14 protein-coding genes, 7 tRNA genes and 1 pseudogene are annotated in these 14,487 nt (G+C 42.9%); 18 read left to right on the forward strand and 4 right to left on the reverse strand.

What is annotated here, in order from left to right; genetic code table 11:
* Window positions 1-42 precede the first annotated feature (42 nt).
* The 7 genes from CSV70_RS09960 to CSV70_RS09990 all read left to right on the forward strand — a co-directional run bounded on the left by CSV70_RS09960 (window position 43) and on the right by CSV70_RS09990 (window position 654).
* Window positions 43-118, forward strand: a tRNA-Asp gene (locus tag CSV70_RS09960).
* Between the two features lie 47 nt (window positions 119-165).
* A tRNA-Phe gene (locus CSV70_RS09965) sits at window positions 166-241 on the forward strand.
* A 5-nt stretch (window positions 242-246) separates the two neighbouring features.
* Window positions 247-320: transfer RNA gene (locus CSV70_RS09970), tRNA-Gly, on the forward strand.
* A 4-nt stretch (window positions 321-324) separates the two neighbouring features.
* Window positions 325-401 (forward strand) — tRNA-Ile (locus tag CSV70_RS09975).
* 1 nt (window position 402) lies between these two features.
* Window positions 403-477: transfer RNA gene (locus tag CSV70_RS09980), tRNA-Asn, on the forward strand.
* A gap of 7 nt (window positions 478-484) precedes the next feature.
* Window positions 485-575 (forward strand) — tRNA-Ser (locus tag CSV70_RS09985).
* A 7-nt stretch (window positions 576-582) separates the two neighbouring features.
* A tRNA-Glu gene (locus tag CSV70_RS09990) sits at window positions 583-654 on the forward strand.
* A gap of 275 nt (window positions 655-929) precedes the next feature.
* On the opposite strand, the gene CSV70_RS09995 is transcribed toward CSV70_RS09990, so the two are convergent.
* Both CSV70_RS09995 and CSV70_RS10000 read right to left on the reverse strand, forming a co-directional pair.
* A complete protein-coding gene (locus tag CSV70_RS09995) occupies window positions 930-1,679 on the reverse strand; it encodes a TraR/DksA C4-type zinc finger protein (protein ID WP_233191801.1) in 750 nt (249 codons plus the stop codon).
* 138 nt (window positions 1,680-1,817) lie between these two features.
* Window positions 1,818-2,729, reverse strand: a complete 912-nt coding sequence (locus CSV70_RS10000; protein WP_099661018.1) for a 1,4-dihydroxy-2-naphthoate polyprenyltransferase — start codon at window positions 2,727-2,729, stop codon at window positions 1,818-1,820.
* Window positions 2,730-2,966: 237 nt separating this feature from the next.
* On the opposite strand from CSV70_RS10000, the gene CSV70_RS10005 reads away from it, so the two are divergent.
* The 5 genes and pseudogenes from CSV70_RS10005 (at window position 2,967) to CSV70_RS10025 (ending at window position 9,213) form a co-directional block, all read left to right on the forward strand.
* Window positions 2,967-4,343: an isochorismate synthase gene (locus tag CSV70_RS10005; RefSeq protein ID WP_099661019.1), complete on the forward strand. Its 1,377-nt coding sequence runs from the start codon at window positions 2,967-2,969 to the stop codon at window positions 4,341-4,343.
* Window positions 4,336-5,880: pseudogene (gene menD, locus CSV70_RS10010) on the forward strand (2-succinyl-5-enolpyruvyl-6-hydroxy-3-cyclohexene-1-carboxylic-acid synthase); the annotation flags it as partial. The gene CSV70_RS10005 and the pseudogene menD, both read left to right, overlap by 8 nt.
* Before the next feature lie 166 nt (window positions 5,881-6,046).
* Window positions 6,047-6,871, forward strand: a complete 825-nt coding sequence (gene menH / locus CSV70_RS10015) for a 2-succinyl-6-hydroxy-2,4-cyclohexadiene-1-carboxylate synthase (RefSeq protein ID WP_233191802.1) — start codon at window positions 6,047-6,049, stop codon at window positions 6,869-6,871.
* Between the two features lie 20 nt (window positions 6,872-6,891).
* Window positions 6,892-7,710: a 1,4-dihydroxy-2-naphthoyl-CoA synthase gene (gene menB / locus CSV70_RS10020; RefSeq protein WP_029055123.1), complete on the forward strand. Its 819-nt coding sequence runs from the start codon at window positions 6,892-6,894 to the stop codon at window positions 7,708-7,710.
* A 66-nt stretch (window positions 7,711-7,776) separates the two neighbouring features.
* Window positions 7,777-9,213 carry an o-succinylbenzoate--CoA ligase gene (locus CSV70_RS10025; RefSeq protein WP_199171613.1) on the forward strand — a complete coding sequence of 479 codons (1,437 nt, stop codon included), beginning with the start codon at window positions 7,777-7,779 and terminating at the stop codon, window positions 9,211-9,213.
* 26 nt (window positions 9,214-9,239) lie between these two features.
* On the opposite strand, the gene CSV70_RS10030 is transcribed toward CSV70_RS10025, so the two are convergent.
* Both CSV70_RS10030 and yidD read right to left on the reverse strand, forming a co-directional pair.
* A complete protein-coding gene (locus tag CSV70_RS10030) occupies window positions 9,240-10,196 on the reverse strand; it encodes a metal ABC transporter solute-binding protein, Zn/Mn family (RefSeq protein ID WP_099629331.1) in 957 nt (318 codons plus the stop codon).
* Between the two features lie 93 nt (window positions 10,197-10,289).
* A complete protein-coding gene (gene yidD, locus CSV70_RS10035) occupies window positions 10,290-10,520 on the reverse strand; it encodes a membrane protein insertion efficiency factor YidD (RefSeq protein WP_085131406.1) in 231 nt (76 codons plus the stop codon).
* 97 nt (window positions 10,521-10,617) lie between these two features.
* Between yidD and CSV70_RS10040 the strand changes: the two genes are divergently transcribed.
* The 6 genes from CSV70_RS10040 (at window position 10,618) to CSV70_RS10065 (ending at window position 14,457) form a co-directional block, all read left to right on the forward strand.
* Window positions 10,618-11,067, forward strand: coding sequence for a Dps family protein (locus tag CSV70_RS10040; protein ID WP_085131405.1), 450 nt, complete (start codon window positions 10,618-10,620; stop codon window positions 11,065-11,067).
* Between the two features lie 65 nt (window positions 11,068-11,132).
* Window positions 11,133-11,312, forward strand: a complete 180-nt coding sequence (locus CSV70_RS10045; protein ID WP_085131404.1) for a putative motility protein — start codon at window positions 11,133-11,135, stop codon at window positions 11,310-11,312.
* A gap of 110 nt (window positions 11,313-11,422) precedes the next feature.
* Window positions 11,423-12,751, forward strand: coding sequence for an NAD-dependent malic enzyme (locus CSV70_RS10050; RefSeq protein WP_099661021.1), 1,329 nt, complete (start codon window positions 11,423-11,425; stop codon window positions 12,749-12,751).
* 100 nt (window positions 12,752-12,851) lie between these two features.
* Window positions 12,852-13,166, forward strand: a complete 315-nt coding sequence (locus CSV70_RS10055; protein WP_232319204.1) for a transposase — start codon at window positions 12,852-12,854, stop codon at window positions 13,164-13,166.
* 48 nt (window positions 13,167-13,214) lie between these two features.
* Window positions 13,215-13,682 carry an NUDIX hydrolase gene (locus tag CSV70_RS10060; protein ID WP_099627042.1) on the forward strand — a complete coding sequence of 156 codons (468 nt, stop codon included), beginning with the start codon at window positions 13,215-13,217 and terminating at the stop codon, window positions 13,680-13,682.
* Complete coding sequence (locus tag CSV70_RS10065) at window positions 13,666-14,457, forward strand: alpha/beta hydrolase family protein (protein ID WP_099627043.1); 792 nt, start codon at window positions 13,666-13,668, stop codon at window positions 14,455-14,457. The genes CSV70_RS10060 and CSV70_RS10065 overlap by 17 nt, the downstream gene beginning before the upstream one ends.
* The last annotated feature ends 30 nt before the right edge of the window (window positions 14,458-14,487 follow it).

The following is a 14,487-nucleotide window of genomic DNA, read 5'->3' on the forward strand; positions in this document are numbered from 1 at the left end:
TAACCCAAAGGTCACAGGTTCAAATCCTGTCCCCGCAACCAAGGTCCCGTGGTGTAGCGGTTAACATGCCTGCCTGTCACGCAGGAGATCGCGGGTTCGATTCCCGTCGGGACCGCCATTTTATACATACGCTTAGAAAAGCGTCTTTATGGAAGTAACAAATGTGGCTCAGTAGCTCAGTTGGTAGAGCAAAGGACTGAAAATCCTTGTGTCGGCGGTTCGATTCCGTCCTGAGCCACCATAATTGCGGGTGTAGTTTAGTGGTAAAACCTCAGCCTTCCAAGCTGATGATGGGAGTTCGATTCTCCCCACCCGCTCCAATAGGGGCCTATAGCTCAGCTGGTTAGAGCGCACGCCTGATAAGCGTGAGGTCGGTGGTTCGAGTCCACTTAGGCCCACCATTCCGCAGTAGCTCAGTGGTAGAGCAATCGGCTGTTAACCGATCGGTCGTAAGTTCGAGTCTTACCTGCGGAGCCATTTTTATGGGGAAGTACTCAAGTGGCTCAAGAGGCGCCCCTGCTAAGGGTGTAGATCGCGAAAGCGGTGCGAGGGTTCGAATCCCTCCTTCTCCGCCATAATTTTGGCCCCTTGGTCAAGCGGTTAAGACACCGCCCTTTCACGGCGGTATCACGGGTTCGAATCCCGTAGGGGTCATACATAAAAAGGTATTGCACAACTGTGCAATACCTTTTTCTATTATCCGATATAAGTTATGTAGGAAGCAGCTGAGGGGAGTACAAGGCTTTGCAATAGTGTAGAGTCGTGTTGACAATTTATGCACTGCTATTTGAAAAAGTTGTCACGCTACTGCTATCTGTCCTCAAACTGGTACTTGATAGTATGCAACGGCTAGTGAAGTTAAGGAACGAAAGTACATGCAAAAGAGTAAGCCCTACAATGAACGCATGTGGGACTTACTCTTTTTTTAATTACTTATCTTTCTCTGCATCAATATAGCTGTCACTTTCTTTATAAGGGATGTCACCTAATGGTGATTCAATCCCTTCCACATCCAACTCCTCTTCATATTCTATCGCGTCTGCAGTGCGTACAAACCCAGCTGGTTCACCGGTAATGTCAGACACTGCAAACTCTTCATATTCTTCTACACTATCTTCATTTTCTTCATCGTACAGATCGCCGTAGTCTCGATTTTTATTGCCTGAGAAGTCTGAAGGTGTTTCAGATGTTCCTGATTGTGCGATTTCCTGGAAGCTATCTTCGTAATCTATTGCGTCTCCTTCCCTTCGTGCTGCAAATGAATTAGGATCTGCCATGATTAATAAATCCTCTTCAACCGGTCGATCAGTTGGAACATCTTTTTTCGCGTCATCAATACACACAGTCGTGTAAGGGATTGCTTCTAAGCGCTCAAATTGTATTTCCTTACCACAGACTTCACATTTGCCATAAGTGCCGTCCTGCATGGCTTGTAGCGCGTTCTGAACTTTTTCTAGCTCACCTTCTGCGTGTGTATTGAGTGCCATGTCCTTTTCACGCTCATATAATTCTGTTCCCATATCAGCGGGGTGATTATCATACATGGATAATTCGCCTACATCTTCTTGTGCAGTCTTTACAATCTCCGTCTCGTTTTCTGTTTCAGTCAAACGTTCTTCCATAGCTCGTAATTCTTTTTCGAGTTGTTGAATTTGTTTAGTTGTTAACAATATAGTCACGACCCTTTCTATGTGGCTTTCTTAGTTGACCGATAAAGCTTTCTTATTTCAGTCTTTCCCTGTTTACAAGCAATAGTAAACCTCTACAACAAAAAAACGTCCACCTTTTTCAGTGTGGACGTTGTGGAGATAGTTTATTCAGATGAAGTGAGCGATGAGAATGCCGATACCGAGAAGCAGGCCAAACAGCGTGTTGGTAACGCCAGTATCCTTCATCGCAGGCATGACTTGAATGGGTTGTTCATACTTTCGGAAGGTTTTCGTAGCATGTAGCGGTTTGGGAATACTCAGTAGTACGAGTAATGCCCATGCAGACACATCACCTGTCACGACAAGTGCAATGATCCATCCATACGACACGATGAAAAACATTGCCAATATCGTTACAGCATTATTTCGACCTATAAGAATTGCCATGGTTTTTCTGCCACCCTTAGTATCTTGTACAATATCCCGAATATTGTTTGCTAACATAATCGCACCTACTAAAAGCATGCTCGGTACAGAAAGCAATATGGCATTGCCAGTGACAGTTCCTGTTTGAATATAGAATGCAATTAAAATTAATAGCATGCCCATAATAAATCCAGAAACCAGCTCGCCGAATGGGGTATAAGCAATCGGATAGGGTCCGCCAGTATACAAATAGCCAATCAGCATGGCAACAGAACCTACGACGGCAAGCCACCAAGAAGATTCCATGCAAATGTAAATGCCTAGGAGAACAGATAAGCCATACAGAATGAGCGCTAAATTTAATACGGTTTTTGGTTGTACGCCGTTCCGGACGATTGTACCGCCAATACCGATCGAGTGTTCATCGTCGAGTCCTCGTTTGAAATCATAGTATTCATTGAACATATTCGTAGCCATCTGTAAAAATAAACTTGCTACAAGCATCGCTAAAAATAACGGGAAATGAAGTGGTCCGTATTGTAACGCAATCATGGTCCCTAAAAAGACAGGTGCAAAAGCAGCAGTCAATGTGTGTGGGCGCGTTAGCTGCCACCAAACTCGCCAGCCGGTATCGGTTTCTATTGTGTGTTGCACGGGTAATCTCTCCTTATATATGTAATCATCATCTGATAGTATACAACAAAAACAAGCAGTTAGGTAAGAAGAGATGACTGCAAAAGATAATTGTCGAATGCGCTCCTATACAGCGAGACATTATATATTAAGTACAGCGTCCAATGTGCTAGAATAGAGGTACTTATTGTTCAGAGAAATGAAGTCTGAGCGTAAATTGTCGAAAAACATATTGCACGATGAGAAGGAGAGAGTGGGATGATTCGGAAATTGACCGATCGAGAGAAGACGGTTCCGGCAACAGGCGCTGAATCTCGTTTTTTTACGGAAACATTGGAAGTGGAAACGCTTAGTCCGCTTGCTTTTTTTGAAGCAGGCTTTTCACATTATGGTGAGCATCGTTTCTTCTGGCAAAATGCAGACAAGACAGTAAAACTTGTCGGTTTGGGTCAGGCTACAGTTCTAACAGCGGAGAAGGATCGTTTTCAGTCGATTTCTTCACAATGGGCAACGTTATGTGAAGGTTTGATTAAGGAAGAAAAAGATGTCGATCCGGTGTTGTTTGGAGGGTTTTCTTTTGATCCTCACACCCGCCAAGACGATGAGTGGAACGCTTTTCCAGCTGCTTATTTTACTGTGCCTTTATTCCAACTGAAAATCGAAAAAGGTAAAACGTATGTATCGATTAATTATATTACGGATGAACCGCAAACCGCAGCAGACTTTGAAGCATTGCGTCAAGAACGTGACCGCTTAATTCATATTGCACAGGTTGACGAATTCACGTTCCAAGGAAAGCCGAGCGTAATCAAGCAGACAGAATTGGCTACGGACCGCTATATGGACGCCGTGGAGCACGTGACATCGCATATTAAAGCGCAAGAGGCAGAGAAAGTAGTCATTGCACGTAAAATTAAATTGACGTTCGAAGAAGAATTCCAAAAGGCTGCTGCGTTGCATACAATTACGAATGAACAGTCTGCTAGCTATCACTTTGGTCTGCAAATTGGGAAGGAAATGTTCTTCGGTGCAACGCCAGAGAGATTGGTTGAAATTTATAAGGGACATGCGTATTCAGCTTGTGTAGCGGGTTCTATTGAACGCGGAAAAACGGCTCAAGAAGATCAGCGACTTGGAGAATTGTTGTTACGAGATAAGAAAAACCGTGAAGAACATCAATATGTAGTCGATATGATTACGCAAGTCTTCTCGGATTTTTGCACATCACTACAAGTCAATAAAACACCAAAGCTTTTGAAAGTACGAGATATACAGCATTTATTCACACCGGTTGAAGGCGAGCTTGCGAAGAATCAGGATATATTCCGTCTAGTAGAAGCACTTCATCCAACGCCTGCTCTAGGTGGAGTTCCACGTCAGAAAGCGCTCGAAATCATTCGCGAAGAAGAGCAAATGGACCGTGGCTTTTATGCCGGGCCGATTGGTTGGGCGGATTCTGCGGGTAATGGAGAGTTTGCAGTGGCCATTCGGTCTGGACTGCTAACTGGCAATGAGGCATATTTATATGCTGGCGGAGGTATTGTAGCCGATTCTACACCAACGGAAGAATATGCGGAAACATGGGTGAAATTCCGTCCCGTGTTACGCGCGCTCGGAGGCCGTTTACATGAATGATCATGAAACAGGATTAACGAGTTATGTGCTTCGTTTAACAGATGCTCTTATACGGCAAGGAGCCAATAGAGCGGTTATTAGTCCCGGGTCCAGATCAACACCACTCGCGTATGCGCTAACGAACTCTGAAGGTATGCAGACCTATATGCATACCGATGAGCGCTCCGCAGCTTTTTACGCACTTGGATTAGTGAAGGCGACTGGACAACCGGTTATTTTACTATGTACATCAGGAACAGCTGCATCGAACTATCATCCTGCAGTGACAGAAGCTTTTTATGCAAGATTGCCGTTGATCGTCATCACAGCGGACCGTCCGCATGAATTACGTGAAGTTGGTGCTCCACAAGCAATCGATCAAATTCGCATGTTCGGAGAGCACGTTAAAGATAGTGTCGATTTCCCTGTGCCCGAAAATCGAGAAGACATTTTACGATATATGGAACAACGTGCCGTTAGACTACTTTCCGTTGCAAAAACTGCACCACAAGGACCTGTGCATTTAAATGTCCCGTTTCGGGAGCCGTTACTTATTGATTTACAAGCAACTGCGCAAGTCAGTCGATTCCAGCAACAGTTGGTAGGGAACTTGGCTGTAACAGAAGAAATGGCAAGAGTACTCGAAACGGCCATTACACAATCGAAAAAAGGCATACTCGTTATGGGCGAGCTAGCGACAACTTTAGATAAGGACTGTTTCTGGGACTTTGCTAAAGCGCTTCAATGGCCCGTACTATGCGATCCACTGTCCAATCTGCGCTCACAAGTGCCTTCAGATTGTAACGATCTTTGTATTGATCAGTATGATGCGTTACTGAAAAGTGAAGTGTTTGTCGAAAAAGTGCGACCTGATTGCGTCATACGATTCGGCCCGCAACCCATCTCTAAACCATTATTGTTGTTTTTGAAGAAGAGTTGTCCAGAAACGTATATCGTGATCGATGACTCACCAAACTATCGTGATCCGATTGGTCTGACTACCCATCATTTACAAGTGAGTGCAGAGAGTATGTGGCAGCAAATATATCTACCACGTGAGCGAACAAAGTATACGAAACAGTGGACTGAAGCCAATCAAATTTCCACAGATGTCATGAATGACGATGAACATTTCAATCAAGACGAAGGTCACTTCGTTCGTCAATTCATTGCCAACTTACCGGATGGATCGGATGTAGTCTGTAGCAGCAGTATGCCGATTCGAGATGTAGATACGCATTTCCAAAAGACAAACCGCGATATTTCATTGTTCTGCAATAGAGGAACAAATGGGATTGACGGGGTAGTCTCGACTGCTCTAGGTATTCAAGAAGGGCGTAAACGCAAGACCTATTTATTGATTGGAGATTTAGCTTTTTTGCATGACATCAACGGATTGATTATTTCCCGTTTACAGCAAACCGATTTGACAATCGTTCTGATTAATAACAACGGTGGCGGGATATTTTCCTATTTACCGCAAGCGTCTATTGAACACCATTATGAGCAATTATTCGGAACCCCCACAAATTTAACATTCCATCATATCGCAGCAATGTATGAAGCGCAGTATGATGCGGTAGATACGATACAAGCATTCGAACAGGCAATGCAAACCGATAAGAGGACTAATCTACGAATTATTGAAGTGGCAACAGTGCGTGCAGACAATGTGGAAGCTCATCGCTCTGTGTGGCGGGAAATCGCGAAGAAGGTGGAACGCATTGACGACTGAACTATTGACGATCAGAGGCATTGATACGCACATTGCACGATACGGAGATGAACTCTTGCCGCCAATTGTCATGTTGCATGGTTTTACAGGCTCGACAGCTACTTGGCAGGAAACGATTGAACAGCTTGTGACGGATTATCATGTTGTCGCGATTGATTTAATCGGACATGGCAAGACAGAGGCACCCGAAACGATTACTCGCTACAAGATGGAAGAACAAATAAAGGATTTGTATGAAGTCTTACAGAAGCTTGAAATTGAGAAGCCGAATTTGCTGGGCTACTCGATGGGTGGGCGTGTTGCGCTAGGCTATACTGCAACATATCCTGAAAAAGTAACGAGTCTTGTACTTGAGAGCAGTTCACCAGGCTTGCGTACATCAGAACAACGACTCGCACGGCGTACCGCAGATAATAAGCTTGCAGATAAGATAGAACAACAAGGAATGACAGAATTCGTCGACTTTTGGCAGGAGATTCCGTTATTTCATACACAAAAGAAACTGTCTGAATCACAACGACAAGCAGTGCGCAATGAACGCCTCTGTCAACGACCAACCGGTCTGGCAAACAGTTTACGTGGGATTGGGACGGGCAGTCAGCCATCATACTGGCAGACGCTTGAGCAACTTTCATTACCTATATTATTAGTTACCGGAAGTGAAGACGAGAAATTTGAAACTATTGCACAGGAAATGATGAAAAACCTGCCAAATGCCCGGCACGAAACGATAAAAAATGCAGGGCATGCAATTCACGTGGAAAAACCTCAACAATTTGCTACAATGATAAAGAGCTTTCTGAAAACAGTGTAAAACTAGAGGAGGAATTTATTATGACCCGTCAATGGGAAACGCTTCGTACATATGATGATATCAAGTACGAAATGTACAATGGTATCGCAAAAATCACGATTAATCGTCCGGAAGTGCGCAATGCATTCCGTCCTAAAACAGTAATGGAACTAATCGATGCATTTTCACGTGCAAGAGATGATCAGAGAATTGGAGTGATCGTGTTAACTGGTGAAGGAGAGAAAGCGTTCTGCTCTGGTGGCGATCAATCTGTTCGTGGTCACGGTGGGTATGTTGGAGACGACGAAATTCCACGTTTGAATGTTTTAGATCTTCAACGTTTGATTCGCGTTATTCCAAAACCAGTTGTTGCAATGGTAGCAGGATACGCAATTGGGGGCGGTCACGTGTTACATGTAGTATGTGACTTGACGATTGCTGCAGACAATGCACGTTTCGGACAAACAGGGCCTACTGTAGGCTCATTTGATGCAGGATATGGTTCAGGATACCTTGCACGCATTGTTGGCCATAAAAAAGCACGTGAGATCTGGTACTTATGCCGTCAATACGACGCGCAAGAAGCACTCGATATGGGCTTAGTCAACACTGTGGTTCCTTATGAGCAGCTAGAAGACGAAACCGTTCAATGGTGTGAAGAAATGCTAGGTAAAAGTCCAACTGCACTTCGCTTCCTGAAAGCGGCAATGAATGCAGATACAGACGGCTTGGCTGGACTTCAGCAACTGGCTGGAGACGCTACATTGCTTTATTACACAACGGATGAAGCGAAAGAAGGACGCGACGCGTTTAAAGAAAAGCGTAAACCGGACTTCGATCAATTCCCACGTTTCCCTTAAATAAATGAAAGCTGCCTAACTTAGGCAGCTTTTTCATTACGTTATTTTTAATTGGAGGAGTTACCTATGATGATTCCAAATTGGCTTGCACAACGGGCCAAATTGACGCCTGACGCATCCGCTTTAGTTACCGGGCAAGGACAGTGGTCATATCTTGAACTATATGAACAATCCCTTGAAATCGCACAACAACTTCATCATCTTGGAGTTGAATCCGAAAGTAGGGTGGCGCTACTCAGCCACTCCAATGAACAAACGGTACTTTTCATCCATGCGTGCTGGTTATTAAGTGTGGAGGTAGTCTGTCTGAACAATCGGATGACAGAACAAGAATTAGATTGGCAAGTACGTGATTCCGAAGCCCAAATTATGCTTGTAGACGATCAAATACATACCTATCCAAAATTAGGTCATATCAAGAGCTTATACTATTCCGCAGTTCGACAGTCTGAGCGAAAAGAGTTCATCATGCTGGAACAGTGGACTGAAAATCAGACGCTATCGATTATGTACACTTCAGGCACTACAGGTGTTCCTAAAGGAGTCCGACAGACAGCTGGAAATCATACGTCGAGCGCACTCGCTTCAGCGTTGAATCTCGGATTGACCGATGAAGATTCATGGCTTTGCATGATGCCGTTATTCCATATAAGTGGACTATCGATCGTCATTCGCTCCGTGATCTACGGAATGGAAATGCGCTTGTACGAAAAATTTGATGCAAAAGAAGCTGCTGCACAAATCATAGCAGGGCGTGTAACCGCCATGTCGGTTGTTGCCTTGACGCTCGATCAAATAGTTCGTGTGATGGAAGCAACTGATAGCAAAGCACATCCACAATTTCGTACTATGCTCGTAGGTGGAGGTCCCGTACCACTGGATTATTTGGAGCGCGCGACTGCACGTGGACTCCCGATACTTCAGACATACGGTATGACCGAAACATGTTCGCAAACGACGACTCTTGGAAAAGCAGATGCGACGCGTAAGCTAGGTTCAGCAGGTAAACCGTTATTTTTCAATCAAGTGGCAATTAAAGATACTGTTCAACCAGGTGAAATAGGGGAAGTACTCATAAAAGGTCCTCACGTGACACCAGGTTACATCGGAAGTCAAAGTACACACAATGCGCTGACCGAAGATGGTTGGCTTGCTACAGGAGATGCTGGCTATCTTGACGGGGAAGGTTATTTGTTCATCGTGGATCGACGTGCTGATTTGATTATTTCAGGTGGGGAGAATATTTATCCTGCCGAGATTGAAAATGTGTTACTAGCACATCCTACTATAAGGGAAGCTGGCGTTTGTGGGAGAGAGGATCCGGAGTGGGGACAAGTACCTGTTGCATTCCTCGTGGGTTCAGCTAACACGCAAGAACTGTTGGAATTCTGTTCCGAACGTCTAGCGCGTTATAAACTACCAAAGGAATTTCGATTCGTAGAGCAACTGCCTCGCAATGCATCGAATAAACTCATGCGATTCGAATTGAAAAAATGGCTATAAAAAAACAGTGGAGTATACATCCACTGTTAGCTACCTAATGCTTTTTTCAATACTGCCAAATTCTGTTCCATAAGAGTAAAGTACGTTTCTTCCTTTTGAATATCTTCTTCAGTTAACACACTCAAATTATGCAAAGTAAGTGCTTCGGCATCCAGTTCTTTTTTAATGACTTCAGCCAATTTTGAGCTGACGTTTTGTTCAAATAAAATATACTGGATGTCTTGTTCTTTTGCATTTTTCACAAGAGAAGCTAATTCTTTTTGTGAAGGTTCATTCTGCGAGTCAAGACCAGATACTGCAAGTTGCTGTAACCCGTAAGCGTCTGCCAAGTAGCCGAATGCTGCATGGGACACGAAGAATGTTTTGTTTGGTGCGGCATCTGCCATGGTTTTAAATCCGCGATCTAATTCTTCTAATTCATCATATAAAACATCAAAGTTTTTCTTGAAAGACTCTGCATGTTCAGGTAGTTCATCCGACAACTCTTGTGTGATTTTCTCCGCGAGTTTCGTGCTGAGATAAGGGGATATCCAAACATGTGGATCGACTGCCCCTTCATGTCCGTGATCATCATGCTCTTCTTCTCCATGTTCGTGAGAATGCCCCTCTTCCAATTCCTCGAAATCGATGTAATCAGCGATTGGAACAAACTGAATCTCTTCATTCTGCAACGTTTTCTCCGTCTTTTGTACAAAACCTTCAAGTCCAAGTCCTATATAGAAGAATAAATCTCCTTTTGCCAAGGACATCATATCTTTCTGTGTAGGCTCAAACACGTGCTCATCTGTCCCAGGCGGGTAGATGGATTTCACGTCGACGTACTCTCCACCTATGCGTTCAGTGAAATATTGCAATGGATAGACAGTAGTGTAAACGAGTAATGGTTTGGATGACGTATCATCCGGTTCGGTAGTTGCACTATTGGTACAACCACTTAATACTAGCAACAAAGCGGCTGCCAGCAGTAGTAAACGATTTTTCATTCAAAATGCCTCCGTGACGTAATCGGAATGATTACTATTTAGATTGTTTTTTCATCATACAAGATATGTTGTATGTTTGCAACCTAGTACGGATTATTTCGTATCTGATTTTTTGGGAGGTACTGGATCAAATCCACCTTTATGAAATGGATGACATTTTAAAATTCGCATTACCGCAAGCCAACTACCTTTGAGCGCTCCGTGCGTCTCAATTGCTTCCACACCATAATGTGAACAAGTGGGATGAAATCGGCATGAGGGCGGTGATAGGGGGGAAATAAATTTCTGGTAGAACCGGATCAGTTGTATAAATACTTTCTTCACTATATCCATCACCTTTTGACGTAATAAGGTTTAGTTTACCTATATAAGTGGTAAATTAAAAGAGAGAAGCATAAAACGATTATAGGAGTGTTTTTTTATGTCTAAGGAATTAATTCAGGAACTAAACAAACAAGTATCTACCTGGTCTGTATTGTATGCGAAGCTTCATAACTATCACTGGTATGTAAAAGGAAGTCAATTCTTCACATTACACGCTAAATTTGAAGAGTTGTACAATGAAGCAACATTGCATATGGACGAAATTGCAGAACGTGTACTGACTTTAGGTGGCGAACCGACTGCAACATTATCCCAGCATTTATCTGAATCTGTTGTCGACGAAGCAAAAGGCACAGAAAAAGCGAATGATATGGTGCAGACGTTAGTAGATGATTTTGATAAGACCATGAAATCATTGAAAAAAGGTATGGAACTTGCAGCGAAGGATTCAGATCATATGACGGAAGATATGTTAAATGCCGTTTATCAGAGTGTGGAAAAGCATCAATGGATGTTAAACGCATTTCTCGGCGAAACAAACGAGTAAAACTCTTCATTCATCAAAAAATTAGCCGATAGTAAGAAGTGAATACCAGGAAGGAGTTGAACGATATGGATATCAATTCAATCATGTCCAGCCAGTTGAGAAGCTTGCAATCAACCGTTCAAATGAGCGTCATGAATAAGGCTCTTTCAATGGAGACTTCTGCTATGAATGATATGCTAAATGGTCTTGAAAACCAATCTGTAGCGCATCCAACGAAAGGCGCTTCTATCGATATCAAGGCTTGAATGGAGAACACACATCTTGAATAATTAGAGATGTGTGTTTTTTTATGGAAGTAGACAGAAATACTGTTAGAATATAAATAAAACGAGACATAGTAGGAGGTATATTGAAAATGGCTCAAGGACAATATTTGCGTAATTTAATTATCGAAACTCCTTCTAAACCGGGCAATCTTGGTAAAGTTACTATGGCAATTGGTCAGTTAAATGGGGATATTGGTGACATCCAAACGATTAAAGTAGGAACGCTTTCTACGATTAGAGAAATTGCATTACAATGTAATGATCAAGAGCATTTGGCTGAAATCGTGGTAGCGATTGAAAACTTAAAACAAGGTATCAAAGTTCAAGCTATTACAGATGATGTATTGCAAATGCATGAAGGCGGAAAAATTCATATGAAAGCCACTCATGAAATTCGTTCTCTGGCAGATTTACGGAGAGTCTATACACCGGGTGTGGCAAGTGTATGCAAAACAATCCAAGAAGATCCGGAACAGGCAAATTATTTCACAGGTATTTCAAATACAGTGGCAATCGTGACAGATGGTACAGCTATTTTAGGCCTTGGAGATATTGGTCCTGTAGCGGGGATGCCCGTTATGGAAGGAAAAGCTGTCTTATTTGATCAATTCGTTGGTATTAGTGGTATCCCTATTTTACTTGATACAAGCAATCCCGATGAAGTCGTAGAAACGATCAAACATATCCATCAAGGCTTTGGTGCGATTTTACTGGAGGATATTGGATCCCCGCATTGCTTTGAAATTGAAGAGCGTTTAAAAAAAGAATTGCCGATTCCTGTTATGCATGATGATCAGCATGGCACAGCAGTCGTAGCATTAGCAGCAGCGCTCACAGCATGCAAACATGTTGGAGTGGACCTGGCCGATGCTTCAGTCGGACAAATTGGTTTAGGCGCAGCAGGTCTAGCAATCAGCCGCATGTTTATGGCATATGGTGTAGCAGAAATGAAAGGAACAGATCCTAATCCCCGTGCCAAAGAGATGTTAGCGAAGTACGGTGGTACCGTCGTTGAAACAATGGAAGAAATCATGGAGACATGCGATGTAGTCATTGCGACAACTGGTGTTGCAAATCTCATTAAGCCAGAAATGATTCGTACAGGTCAAATCATCTTGGCTTTATCTAATCCGAACGCAGAAATCACTCCAGAAATTGCATTGGAAGCAGGCGCAGCTTATGCGGCTGATGGTCGTCTAGTCAATAATGTTCTTGGATTCCCAGGCATCTTCCGTGGTGCACTTAATGCAAATGCGAAAGCTATCACGTATCCAATGCTTATCGCTGCAGCCTTGGCCATTGTAGATAGCACAAAGCGTGACGATTTAGTACCGCATCCATTAGATCCTAACGTTCACATTAATGTAGCGTTGGCAGTTGAAAAAGTAGTGTATGAAGAACAGGATCAAGAAATTTAAAGCGATGACCTATTAACAATATATCGTTAATAGGTTTTTTGCTGTAGAATAATTTTTTCTTTATGAAGCATCCTACGTAAAAAGAGAAAGTAGGATGATTATGATAGAAGAAAAATATCCAATGTATATATCACTTAATCACAAATTAGTACTTGCAGATCCTCACTCTTCGACATGGGAATATAAAGTAGAGGTTACAAAAGAAGTTTATCCTGTTTTCGAAAAACTATTTGCTCAGATGGAACAACTAGAATGGCAAAATTTCCTTCGATCGCATTTACCTTATGCTCAATATCATTATGACCCAGACAATGACAAATTGGATTTACGATTGAAGAAGGTCTTTGCACTGATTCATGAATTTACCGATGATGAATCCAAACGTTTTATCGAGCAACTACCGCTATTTCGTTGATTCCTCGCTCATCTTTCCGCTACACTAGAGGAAAGGACGTGATCCGTATTGCTGAAATTTGAAGATTTACAAGGGGCCCATGTGGAATTGACTTTTGGACCCAATTTACATCAAATTGAATCTCGCCATGTGCTCGTTATTATTAAGCACGACAATCGCTGGTTATTGACCAAACATAGAATACGCGGCATTGAATTTCCTGGTGGAAAAGCGGAATTAGGAGAGACAATTGAACAAGCTGCTATTCGGGAAACGATGGAAGAAACAGGCGTCACTGTAGAAAATATACATTCATTTGCTGAGTACGTAGTCTTTACTGATCCGCCTTTTTGCAAAGCCGTTTTCACAGGAGATATAACACATGTGGAAAAAGACTTTACGTTAATGGAAACAGAAGGCGTAGTTTGGATGACCGACGCTGAACTAGATGCTTGTACTGAACTCAGCTTTCATATGAAAGATCGCGGAATGGGTGAGCTTAGGAAGTGGGTGGAAGCGAATGATAGAACTAACTGATGGTAAAATCATACGGAGAAAAGATTATCCCTCCCCAAACCCCCATGTCAGATTGGAAGAAATCACCTATAGTTCTGATAGCTTGCTTGTAAAAGGACTTCTGGCAACACCGAAAGCAAAAGGACGGTATGATGGATTGCTTTATTTACGTGGCGGTATCCAACATGTAGGGATGGTGAGGCCAGCGCGTATTGCACAATTTGCGTCGCATGGTCTTGTGGTATTCGCTCCTTATTATCGCGGCAATCGTGGTGGTGAAGGAAAGGATGAATTTGCGGGGGAGGATCGCAATGATGCCGTGACAGGCGTGGAAGTGCTGAAACAGCAAAGTGCAGTCAATTCAGATCGCATTCATTTATTCTCTTTTTCAAGAGGCGGGATCATGGCCTTATGGACAGCCATTATGCGCGAAGATTTAACTTCTATGGTAACATGGGCAGGAGTTTCAGATGTGATCTTCACATACAAAGAGCGACAGGATATGCGACGTATGATGAAGCGTGTCATCGGTGGCACGCCGAATAGTCAACCAGATGCGTATCGTGAAAGAACAGCGCTATTCCAGATAGAGAATATTGATATTCCGGCATTGATTATCCACGGAACTCTTGATACGAATGTATCGTTTGATCAGGCTTTATTGCTGGAGAATGCATTGCGTGATGCGAATAAAGAGTTTGAAACTTGGTATTTAGAAGGCTTTACGCATTATATTCCTCCTGAAATGAATCGACAACTTGTGAAAAAAGCAGTGGATTGGATGAAGCGACAATGATGTGCATCCGCCACCGCTTAAGTGATTACA

This window comes from Sporosarcina sp. P25, from assembly GCF_002743235.1.
Taxonomy (GTDB): Bacteria; Bacillota; Bacilli; order Bacillales_A; family Planococcaceae; genus Sporosarcina; species Sporosarcina ureae_B.

What these genes read in the sequence shown, in the direction of transcription:
- CSV70_RS10040 (WP_085131405.1), top strand. Translation starts at nt 10,618, where the DNA reads ATGTCTAAGGAATTAATTCAGGAACTAAACAAACAAGTATCTACCTGG.
- CSV70_RS10005 (WP_099661019.1), top strand. Translation starts at nt 2,967, where the DNA reads ATGATTCGGAAATTGACCGATCGAGAGAAGACGGTTCCGGCAACAGGC.
- menB (WP_029055123.1), top strand. Translation starts at nt 6,892, where the DNA reads ATGACCCGTCAATGGGAAACGCTTCGTACATATGATGATATCAAGTAC.
- CSV70_RS10030 (WP_099629331.1), bottom strand. Translation starts at nt 10,196, where the DNA reads ATGAAAAATCGTTTACTACTGCTGGCAGCCGCTTTGTTGCTAGTATTA.
- CSV70_RS10055 (WP_232319204.1), top strand. Translation starts at nt 12,852, where the DNA reads ATGATAGAAGAAAAATATCCAATGTATATATCACTTAATCACAAATTA.
- CSV70_RS10045 (WP_085131404.1), top strand. Translation starts at nt 11,133, where the DNA reads ATGGATATCAATTCAATCATGTCCAGCCAGTTGAGAAGCTTGCAATCA.
- CSV70_RS10065 (WP_099627043.1), top strand. Translation starts at nt 13,666, where the DNA reads ATGATAGAACTAACTGATGGTAAAATCATACGGAGAAAAGATTATCCC.
- CSV70_RS10025 (WP_199171613.1), top strand. Translation starts at nt 7,777, where the DNA reads ATGATGATTCCAAATTGGCTTGCACAACGGGCCAAATTGACGCCTGAC.
- CSV70_RS10050 (WP_099661021.1), top strand. Translation starts at nt 11,423, where the DNA reads ATGGCTCAAGGACAATATTTGCGTAATTTAATTATCGAAACTCCTTCT.